We start from the raw sequence: 10,000 nt of genomic DNA on the forward strand, positions 1-10,000 counted from the left end.
GAAAGGGGTTAACCTAATTTAAGGTGTTAACGTCTAAGCTCCGGTCCATGTCATTAGGGCAAAGGCTGGAAATCAGACAAGGGCAGGGGCTGGTCATCACGCCCCAGTTGCAGCAAGCGATCAAGCTTCTGCAATTGTCGAACCTTGAGCTGGAGGCCGTGGTCGAGGCTGAGCTGGAGCGCAATCCGCTCTTGCTGCGCGAAGACGGCGATGGCGGTCCGGACGCCCCGGATACCGACTCCGACCTGCCCCGCGAAGAGCGCGGTGAACTGGAACTCTCTGACCGCGATACGCAGCAGGCCAATTCCGATCTCGACGCCTCCGAAGGCGATGTCTATGGCGACGATGAGCCGACGGTGCGCGAGCCTGTGGCCTCGGCCGACATCGGGGAAGGGCCGATGGTTGATTGGACCCGCGCCGGCAAGGGCGGCGGTTTCGATGGCGACGGTGATACGCTCGACCGCGCTATGAGCCGCGACAAGACTTTGGCCGAACATTTGATGGATCAGGCCCTGATCGCGGGGTTCAGCGCGCCCGAAATGGCCGTGGCGCAAATCCTGATCGACGCCGTTGATGAAGGTGGCTACCTGCGCGCCGATCTGACGGAAATCGCCGAACGTCTTGGCTGTGCGATGGACCTGATCGAAAAAGTCCTGACGGTCTGTCAGGGCTTTGAACCGACCGGCGTCATGGCCCGTTCGGTGCCGGAATGCCTGAAATTGCAACTGATCGAGCGGAACCGCTTTGATCCGGCTATGGCGGCGCTGATCGACAATCTGGAGCTTCTGGCGCGCCGTGATCTGAGCGCCCTGCGGCGGGCCTGCGGCGTTGATGACGAAGACCTGGCGGAGATGATCCGCGAACTGAAGGCCCTGACGCCGCGTCCGGGGGCGGCCTTTGGCGCGGAACCACAGGCCGGCGTGGTGCCGGATGTGTTTGTGCGTCAGGACCCGTCGGGCGGCTGGCGCGTCGATCTCAACAGCGACACCCTGCCGCGCGTTCTGGTCGATCAGAGCTACCACGCCAAGGTGGCGACCTCGGCGCGTTCGGATCAGGAAAAGACCTATCTCAACGAATGCCTGTCGCAGGCCAACTGGCTGATCAAGAGCCTTGATCAGCGCGCGCGCACCATCCTCAAGGTGTCGGCGGAAATCGTGCGTCAGCAGGATGGCTTCTTCGTCTATGGCGTCGAACACCTGCGCCCGTTGAACCTGAAGACGGTGGCTGAGGCCGTGGGGATGCACGAATCGACCATTTCGCGCGTCACGACCAATAAATATATCTCGACCCCGCGCGGGGTTTTTGAACTGAAATTCTTCTTCACCTCGGCCATTGCCGCGGCCGATGGTTCCGAGGCCCATTCCGCTGAGTCGGTGCGTCACAAGATCAAGCACCTGATCGAAGGCGAAAAGGCCTCTGGTGAAGTGCTGTCCGACGACCGCATCGTCGAAATTCTCAAAGAGGCCGGCGTTGATATCGCCCGCCGCACCGTGGCCAAATACCGCGAAGCCCTGCGCATCCCGTCTTCGGTCGAGCGCAAGCGGATGATCCGTTAGAGCGGGATGATTTTAAATGGAAACATCATCCCGCTCTAAATTTTTGTTTTGTCGCGATATTTTTGTCGAAAACCGCTCATACTTTTCGACATATCGCTCTAATCAGCCCCTGTTTCGATCTGTCTCAAAGGCCTGACGTGCCCGGCGCACATATTCGCCGACCGTCATCAGGCACAGGACCGCGCTGAGACTCAGACAGACCACGCCGACGTCAAAGCTGTTTAAGGGTACGATGATATCGGCTCCCAGAGGCAGGTCGCCATATTGCTCCGGCAGAATAAGCAAGCCAAATCCCAGAAACTGCAACGCAATCTTGGCGCGCTCCAGCGGTGACACCTGGATATTGAGTTGATCGGGCAGGGCTTCGTTGAGACCGGCGACCAGAAAATCGCGCGCCAGCAGGACCACGCCGCTGACTACCACGATTTCCGGCACGCCGCGCGTCAGTAGCCCGCAAAACAGGGTCAGGGTCAGCAAGCGATCAGCCAGCAGATCGAAAAAGGCGCCGAAGCGCGAGGCCTGATTGAGCGCGCGTGCCAGCCAGCCATCGGCAATATCGCTCAGACCGGCAGCCGCAAAAACGATCAGGGCGGGCCAACTGTCTCCCTTGATCAGGAAGTAGAGCAGAGGGGCCATCAGGACGATCCTCAGTCCGGTAAACAGGTTCGCGATTTTCACAAGGGCCTCTCCGTCTCTGTAATCAGTTGCGCCGCCGTTTCGCCACAGGCGGCCAGAACCGCCGTCTGCGCTGCGCTCATGTGCAGGTTCATGCCGCCTTCATTGCGTTTCAACCGGATGCGGATAATGCGACTGGCGCGGGTGGCGGTCAGCAGGCGGCGACGAATATCGGCTTCGCGCATGGAGGCCAGCAGATTCCACACATAGGCCAGCAGGTTGGGCATCGGATCGGCAGCTATGCGGTTCCCTTCTTGCGCTTCGCTCAACAGACCGACACGACGCGCTTCGTCATCGCCGTCGCGCAGGCTGTCGAAATCTATACCCCAGGTCGGCGCGTCGTCGGTGTCAAAGACGTCAAACGGAAAGTTATTGGCGACACCGCCATCGCTCAGATAGAGGCGCACCCCGCCTTCGGCCTGCGCATAGACGGGAATTTGCGACATCAGGCCGGGACAGGCGAGGCTCATACGTACAGCGACAAGCACGGGCAGCGCCTCAGGCGGCGGCAGAGGCCAGCGCAGGGCGGGGCGTTGAGGTTGCAGCGCGCCAAGCACCTCATACGGAAACAGCCCGGCCCATTCTTTTGGGTCAAACCACAGGGGCGTGTCCAGTTCCGGCAACATGTGCACACGGACGCGCGACAGGTCGGTGGTGACGATGTGCAGCCGGATATGCTGTGCGCTCAGATCACCGAAGGTCAGGGGGGCATCTGCGCCAGAGATGGTTTGCATCGCCTGATGCAGCCAGTCCGTGACGCCCGGCTGATCGCCGCTGCCCAAGCCTGTGCACAGCCCGAAATGGCGGCGGCACACAAGCCTGGCCAGACCGAAGGCGTAAACCATAACCGCCAGAAGCACGAAGACCAGAAAGACGAGCCCGGTTGCCACGACGTGGGCCGCCGCGTGTCCGCCTCCCTGGCTCCATTGGGCGTATTTGGCAGCCCCGCACACCCCAATCAGCAGGGCAACCGATAATGGAAATCCCATGGCCCAAAGGGCCTGCCCCCAGCGCGGTCGCCCAGAACCCGGTGCCAGATGCAACAAGGCGCGCAGTACGGCCCCTGCCGCCCCTTTGGCGTGCAGAAGGCGCGGCAGTTGCGCGGGCAAGGCGGCGCAGGCCGTTTCCAGCCGCGCAAAGCCCGCCGCATCCCCCCGTCTGCGGGCATATTCGGCGGCAGCGCCCAGGGATGCGGCTATGGCCCCGGCTGAGGCTCCCGCCAAACCCGACAGGGCGAAATTCTGTGCCAGTCGCGGCAACAGAGCTGCATAGATCAGGCCGGAGGCGACCCCACCCTTCAGTACCAGATTGATGCGCTTGACCATCCCCATACCCCAACCCCGAGAGGGTTGTACCCCGTATATCCCCCAATCCGTTCGCGGCATAGTTAAACGTAATTAACTCATAAAATTCAAGGCGAAGGCTGCGATTTACGGTCGCAGTCCCTACACATTTTCTTGATTTTTCATCTGGACCCAGAAGCGTACAGTCGAAGGCGGACCCACGGTCCGTAAACACGGCTGGGGCTCAAGGTCGCCCGCCCTCCAGTGTGGCGACGTCTTTGCAGATTAAAGGAGCGAGTTATCGCCATGCAAATACAGGTTACCGGGAAAAAAGTTGAATTGGGTGCTGCGCTTCAGGAGCGCATCGAAACCGAACTCAATGCGGGTATCACCAAATATTTTGATCGCGGCGGCGCGTCCGCCGAAGTAACGATCTCCAAGCAGGGCCATCAGTTCAAGGCCGACTGCTGGGTGCGCCTTGCCTCCGGTCAGACCCTTGTCGCCCATGCCTTTGGCGGCGACGCCCACGCGGCCTTTGATGGCACGCTCGATCATATGGAAAAGCGTATCCGCCGCTATAAGCGCCGCCTGAAGGACCACTATCCGACCAATACGCCGACCAAGCACGAAATGGCCCCGCTGACCGTCATTCAGGGCAGCGACCTCATCGACGATGAGCCTGAGCTGGACGATGGCATGGACCACGACAGCCCGCCCCAGCCGATGATCATTGCCGAAACCGAAGCGGCCATCCGCACGCTGAGTGTCTCCCAGGCGGTGGCTGAGCTGGAGCTTTCCAACTATCCGGTTATCATGTTCCGCAATGCGGGGCATGGCGGGCTGTCGGTGCTTTACCGTCGTCCCGACGGCAATATCGGCTGGATTGACCCGGAACGCACCAAGCCGAAACTCAACGGTAAGGCGCATTGAAGCGCATTCCGAAAAGTGGGTCCCACTTTTCGGAATGCGCGCCAAAGCGAAATAACCAGAGCACGTTTCGATTGGATTCAATCGAAACGTGCTCTGGCTGGACGTATTGCCGCGAAAATTTCATAAACAGGCCAAAGAGCCGAAGTTGACTTGAGTGGGTGCTGTCTGTAAGGGCTGGCGCGGTCGCGTACCGCCGTTTGAGCGGCGGATGACCGCGCATGGCTCTATCGGTCCTGTGCCCGCAAACTTGATGGATATGGTATGTTCCTCACCGAAGTGCTTGACCGGAACAGCGTTGCCGGGCCGGTAAGCGCCAATTCCAAGCGCAATGCCTTGCAGATCGTCGCTGATGTGGCGGAACGGACGCTTGGGGCCTATGGGCTTGAGGCCGATGCCATCCTTCAGGGCCTGCTGGAGCGCGAAAAGCTGAGTTCGACCGGCGTGGGTCAGGGCGTGGCCGTGCCCCATGCGGCCTTGCCGGGTCTGACCCGTATGCACGGCGTCTTTATCCGTCTGGAAACCCCGGTCAGCTATGAGGCCATCGACGATGTGCCGGTCGATCTGATCTTCGCCCTGTTTGCGCCGGAAGAGGCGGGTTCCGAACATCTGCGGGCTCTGGCCAAGGTGTCGCGCATCCTGCGTCAGAAGGAGCTGCGCGAGCAACTGCGTCAGGTCGATACGGCGGATGCGCTCTATGCGCTGCTCAACCGCACCGAAACCAGCCACGCGGCCTAAGTCACGGGATTAAGGGCGCATATGGCCGGTGCGGACGTAGCGTTCGTGCCAGCTCAAGGCCTCAGACAGCAGGTGCGGGGTCTGTCCGCCGCGCTCGCGGCAGGCGCGCTCGAAATAGTCGCTCAGCAGGTCGCGGTAATCGGCATGGGCGCAGTGGGCGATGACCTGCCGCGCCCGTTCGCGCGGTGCCAGACCGCGCAGGTCGGCCAGTCCGTTTTCCGTCACCAGTATATCGACATCGTGCTCCGTATGATCGACGTGGCTGGCCATAGGCACGACGGCGGAGATGGCCCCGCCCTTGGCCTGAGACTTGGCGACAAAGATCGACAGATAGGCATTGCGGGCAAAATCGCCTGAGCCGCCAATGCCGTTCATCATGTGCGTGCCGCCGACATGGGTCGAGTTGACATTGCCGTACAGATCGAATTCCAGCGCCGTATTGATGGCGATGATGCCGAGGCGGCGGATGACTTCCGGATGGTTGGAAATTTCCTGCGGCCGCAGGATGATGCGGTCGCGATAGGTGTCGATGTGATTGAAGACGCGCTCGGCCCAGGGCGCGCTGAGCGTCACCGAACAGCCGGAGGCATAGAGCAGCTTGCCGGAATCGATCAGCTCAAAGGTCGAATCCTGCAAGACCTCGGAATACATGCGCAAATTATGGAAGTCCGAGCGGTTCAGCTCGCTCAAGACCGCATTGGCGATGACGCCGATGCCGGCCTGAATGGGGTTGAGCGACGGCGGCAGACGACCCTGCCTGACTTCGTTTTGCAGAAAATCGACCAGATGCGCGCCGATGGCGGTGGTTGCCGCATCGGGTGTCGCCACGCGGGCCGGGCTGTCGGCCTCACGCGTGATAACGATGGCGGCGATCTTGGCAGGATCGATGGGGATATAGGGCGTCCCGACGCGGCTGTCGCAGGTAACGACCGGCACCGGCGTGCGCGACGGGCGTTTGGCCGGGATGAAGATGTCGTGCATCCCTTCCATGGCTGCCGAATAGGTGAGGTTCAGCTCGATGATCACCTTGGGCGCCAGTATGGCGAAGGACGCGCTGTTGCCAACCGAGGTGGAGGGCACGATGCCGCCGTCTTCGGTGATGGCCACGGCCTCGATCACCGCCACATCCACCGGGCCGACCTGCCGCGAACGCAGGGCTTCGACCGTTTCGGACAGGTGCTGATCGATAAACATCACCTCGCCGCGATTGATGGCGGCGCGCAGGGTGTCATCCACCTGAAACGGCATCCGTCGTGCCAGCAGCCCGGCCTCATAGAGGAGCTTATCGGTATTGTGCCCCAGCGACGCCCCGGTAATGACCGTCAGCTTCATCGGGTGGGTTTTGGCGCGCTCAGCCAGAGCCAGAGGCACGGCCTTGGCGTCACCGGCACGGGTGAAACCGCTCAGGCCGATGGTCATGCCGTCGTGGATCAGGCTGGCGGCCTGATCCGGCGTGGCGATGCGCGTCAGCAGCTCTGGGCAACGAATACGCGCAAGGATTTCGCTATCCAGCGCGGGGGCAGGGGTGGCAATCGGGCCGTTCATCAACGCACACTCCGGGTTGTCCGGAAGTAATGACCCGGTGGCTCACGCCGACGCAAGGCGTTTTTCGCTGGTGCGACTATATGCGCATAGGTGAAATTATCTCGCTGTAATGGGGATGATGCGCACGTCTTCTGGCGCGTAGGGTCGTTTGAGGTCGATATGCAGCAGGCCGTATTCCATTACCGCCCCCTCGACCTCGAACCCTTCGCCGACGACGAAGCTGCGCGTAAAGCCGCGCTGGGCGATGCCACGATGGATAAATTCGCGTGGTGCGGCCTCTGACGGCGCCTTGCCCGGCTCCTTAAACGCCTGAAGCGTCAGTTGCGATCCTTGCAGGCTGAGGCGCAGCGTATCGGGGGTGAAGCCAGCCACCGCCACGGTCAGGCGCAGGTGATGGGCCGAAAGGGCTTCGACATTATAGGGCGGGTAGTTGTCAGAGGCGCGGCTGACGCGTTCGATCAGGCTGCGGGTCTCATCAAACCCCAGCAGGAACGGGCTGTCGAACACTATAAACCGGGACATCGCTTCCTCCGCGTTTCCGATATGCGTGCTTGTTCACGCCCCCGCAAGGTGCTGAGGCTAAAATGCGGGTGGAATGCGGCGTCACTTCGGGATATGGCATCAGGTATGAAGTCTGACGAAACGCCTGAAACACCGGTGATAGAGGTGCGCTGGAGCGCCACCTTGCTCAACACCTATACCATTGTCCTGATGCTGATCGCGCCCTTCTGGGCGGCGCTGATGGTGACGCAGGGCAAGGGGATCGGTCTGGTCCTGCTGGGTCTGTTGTTGTTTGGGATGATCAGTCTGAGCGTGCTGAACAAGCCGCTATTCAGCTATGATTCCGAACGTCGCGAATTTATCTCGCCAGACGGCAAGGTTTTACGCCTCGATCAGATCGACAGCATCGAGATGGACGCCCACGACCTCTACTTCATCCCGAAGTCGCACAGTCAGGACGGCTGGCACCTGTCGCAACGTTGCTGGGTGTTGGCCCCGCGCCGCACGCTGAAGGCCCTGGCGGCCCAGCAGGGCTGGCCGCTGAAGGACATCGCCCATCCCATTTCGCGGTTTGGCTTCTGGTTGGTCCCTTAACCTAAACCCGCGAAATCAGCCGGTGCGTGCGGCCCGCCCGGCGCGCCGTGGGCACGCGGTTGAGCTTGACCAGCCCTTCCGGCTCGCCCCACAGGTCGTAGGCATCGGCGCGCGTCACCTTGGCCTTCGCATAGTCCCCGGCGTTCAGGCCCGTAAAGCCTTTCAGGTAGATGTGGCCGTCGATTTCCGGCGCGTCGCCCTTGGTGCGGGCCACAGCAACGCCATCTGAGCGGATCTCGTCCACCAGCACATCGACCACCTGACCGACCTTGTTTTGCAGCTTTTGCGCCGAAATGCGCGAGGCGACGGCCATAAAGCGCGCCAGACGGTCCTGCTTCACCTCTTCCGGCACGTGGTCGGGCAGGTCGCGCGCGGCGGCTCCTTCGACGTTTTCGTAGGCAAAGGCCCCGACGCGGTCGATTTGCGCCGCTTCCAGCCAGTCGAGCAGCAGGTTGAAATCGGCCTCGGTCTCACCGGGGAAGCCAACCACAAAGGTCGAACGCAGGGTCAGGTCCGGGCAGATCTCGCGCCAACTCAGGATACGCTCCAGCGTCTTGTCCTGATTACCTGGGCGGCGCATGGCCTTCAGCACTTTGGGGCTGGCGTGCTGGAACGGAATGTCCAGATAGGGCAGGATCTTGCCTTCGGCCATCAGCGGGATGACGCTGTTCACGTGCGGATAGGGATAGACATAGTGCATCCGCACCCAGATGCCCAGTTCACCCAGTCCCCGCGACAGGTCCTCGAACGACGCCTTGTAATAGTCGTTGCGCCAGCGGCCTTCGGCATAGCGGATATCGAGCCCATAGGCCGAGGTGTCCTGCGACACGACCAGCAGCTCCTTGACACCATTGGCGGCCAGAACCTCGGCTTCGCGCAAGACCTCTTCGACCGGGCGCGAGGCCAGATCGCCGCGCAGAGAGGGGATGATGCAGAAGGAACAGCGGTGGTCGCAACCTTCGGAAATCTTCAGATAGGCATAGTGTTTGGGCGTCAGTCGCACGCCCGGGTCATTCTCCGGCACTAGCGGACGGAACGGGTCCGGTTTGGCCGGGACGATGCGGCGCACCGCCTCCATCACCTCTTCGTACTGATGCGCGCCGGTAACGGCGGCAACATTGGGGAAGCGTTCGCGGATCAGGTCCGCCTCGGCCCCCAGACAGCCGGTCACAACCACCTTGCCGTTTTCGGCCAGAGCCTCACCGATGGCGTTCAGGCTTTCGTCGCGCGCCGAATCGAGAAAGCCGCAGGTATTGACCACCACCACATCGGCCCCGGCATATTCAGCGGCGGTGGCATAGCCTTCGCCTTTCAGGCGCGTCAGTATGCGTTCGGAATCGACCAGCGCTTTGGGGCAGCCAAGCGAGACAAAACCAACCTTGGGGGCGTCAGAAGCGGCGGGGGCGTTACTCATGCAAAAAAACTTGAACTTGCTCTGTTATACGGATTAATGCGGCCTCATACACGCAAATGCCGCTAAACACAAAGACGCCCAAGGAAAAACCATGCTGATCTTTGCCGACACCGCCGACACCGCGCTTCTGGCCGAACTCAATGAGACGGGCCTGATCGATGGCGTGACCACCAACCCCACCCTGATCGCCAAGTCGGGCCGCAATATCCTTGAGGTCACCAAGGAAATCTGCGCCATGATCGACGGTCCGGTTTCGGCCGAGGTCGCGGCCACGGAATTCGCACAGATGGTGGCTGAGGGCGAAAAGCTGGCCAAGATCGCCGACAATGTGGTGATCAAGGTGCCGCTGACCGTCGATGGCCTGAAAGCCACGCGCGTCTTTTCCGATCAGGGCCTGATGACCAATGTCACCCTGTGTTTCTCGGTGACACAGGCGCTTTTGGCCGCCAAGGCCGGGGCCACCTTCGTATCGCCCTTCGTCGGACGTCTGGATGACCGCGGTGAAGACGGGATGCAGCTCATCCGCGACATCCGCACCGTGTTCGGCAACTATGAATTCGAAACGGCCATTCTGGCCGCGTCCCTGCGCAACACCACCCACGTCGCTCAGGCCGCCATTGCCGGGGCCGATTGCGCCACCCTGCCGCCGGCGGTCATCAAGGCCATGTTCCAGCACGACCTGACCGACAAGGGTCTGGAAACCTTCCTCGCTGACTGGGCCAGCACGGGTCAAAGCATCCTCTGATGACGGAACTGGTTTTCGTGGC

At 61.4% G+C, this 10,000-nt stretch carries 10 protein-coding genes; 5 read left to right on the plus strand and 5 right to left on the minus strand.

Going from position 1 to position 10,000, the window contains the following annotated elements; all coding sequences use genetic code 11:
* Positions 1-47 precede the first annotated feature (47 nt).
* Entirely contained in the window at positions 48-1,556 is a 1,509-nt protein-coding gene (rpoN, locus tag LDL37_RS02800; RefSeq protein WP_290794023.1) for an RNA polymerase factor sigma-54, read from the plus strand.
* Positions 1,557-1,658: 102 nt separating this feature from the next.
* Here the strand turns inward: rpoN and LDL37_RS02805 are convergent, their stop codons facing one another.
* Together LDL37_RS02805 and LDL37_RS02810 are read right to left on the minus strand one after the other, a co-directional pair.
* Positions 1,659-2,234 (minus strand): CDP-alcohol phosphatidyltransferase family protein, encoded by a 576-nt coding sequence (locus LDL37_RS02805; protein WP_290794026.1) that lies wholly within the window; start codon positions 2,232-2,234, stop codon positions 1,659-1,661.
* Positions 2,231-3,562, minus strand: coding sequence for a patatin-like phospholipase family protein (locus LDL37_RS02810; protein ID WP_290794029.1), 1,332 nt, complete (start codon positions 3,560-3,562; stop codon positions 2,231-2,233). Before LDL37_RS02810 ends, LDL37_RS02805 begins: the two co-directional genes overlap by 4 nt.
* A gap of 258 nt (positions 3,563-3,820) precedes the next feature.
* Here LDL37_RS02810 and raiA point away from each other — a divergent pair, with 258 nt between their 5' ends.
* Both raiA and ptsN read left to right on the plus strand, forming a co-directional pair.
* Entirely contained in the window at positions 3,821-4,444 is a 624-nt protein-coding gene (gene raiA / locus LDL37_RS02815; RefSeq protein ID WP_013477652.1) for a ribosome-associated translation inhibitor RaiA, read from the plus strand.
* Positions 4,445-4,705: 261 nt separating this feature from the next.
* Positions 4,706-5,179 (plus strand): PTS IIA-like nitrogen regulatory protein PtsN, encoded by a 474-nt coding sequence (ptsN, locus tag LDL37_RS02820; RefSeq protein WP_126421959.1) that lies wholly within the window; start codon positions 4,706-4,708, stop codon positions 5,177-5,179.
* Between the two features lie 9 nt (positions 5,180-5,188).
* Here ptsN and LDL37_RS02825 read toward each other — a convergent pair whose 3' ends face one another.
* Positions 5,189-6,724, minus strand: a complete 1,536-nt coding sequence (locus LDL37_RS02825) for an acetyl-CoA hydrolase/transferase family protein (RefSeq protein ID WP_290794036.1) — start codon at positions 6,722-6,724, stop codon at positions 5,189-5,191.
* A 96-nt stretch (positions 6,725-6,820) separates the two neighbouring features.
* Complete coding sequence (locus LDL37_RS02830; RefSeq protein ID WP_290794039.1) at positions 6,821-7,246, minus strand: Hsp20 family protein; 426 nt, start codon at positions 7,244-7,246, stop codon at positions 6,821-6,823.
* A gap of 105 nt (positions 7,247-7,351) precedes the next feature.
* On the opposite strand from LDL37_RS02830, the gene LDL37_RS02835 reads away from it, so the two are divergent.
* Positions 7,352-7,819, plus strand: a complete 468-nt coding sequence (locus LDL37_RS02835; RefSeq protein ID WP_290794042.1) for a hypothetical protein — start codon at positions 7,352-7,354, stop codon at positions 7,817-7,819.
* A gap of 1 nt (position 7,820) precedes the next feature.
* Here the strand turns inward: LDL37_RS02835 and rimO are convergent, their stop codons facing one another.
* Positions 7,821-9,233: a 30S ribosomal protein S12 methylthiotransferase RimO gene (gene rimO, locus LDL37_RS02840; protein ID WP_290794045.1), complete on the minus strand. Its 1,413-nt coding sequence runs from the start codon at positions 9,231-9,233 to the stop codon at positions 7,821-7,823.
* Between the two features lie 91 nt (positions 9,234-9,324).
* On the opposite strand from rimO, the gene fsa reads away from it, so the two are divergent.
* Positions 9,325-9,978 carry a fructose-6-phosphate aldolase gene (gene fsa, locus LDL37_RS02845; protein ID WP_290794047.1) on the plus strand — a complete coding sequence of 218 codons (654 nt, stop codon included), beginning with the start codon at positions 9,325-9,327 and terminating at the stop codon, positions 9,976-9,978.
* Positions 9,979-10,000 lie beyond the last annotated feature (22 nt).

The organism is Asticcacaulis sp., from assembly GCF_020217185.1.
In the GTDB taxonomy this organism is placed as follows: domain Bacteria; phylum Pseudomonadota; class Alphaproteobacteria; order Caulobacterales; family Caulobacteraceae; genus Asticcacaulis.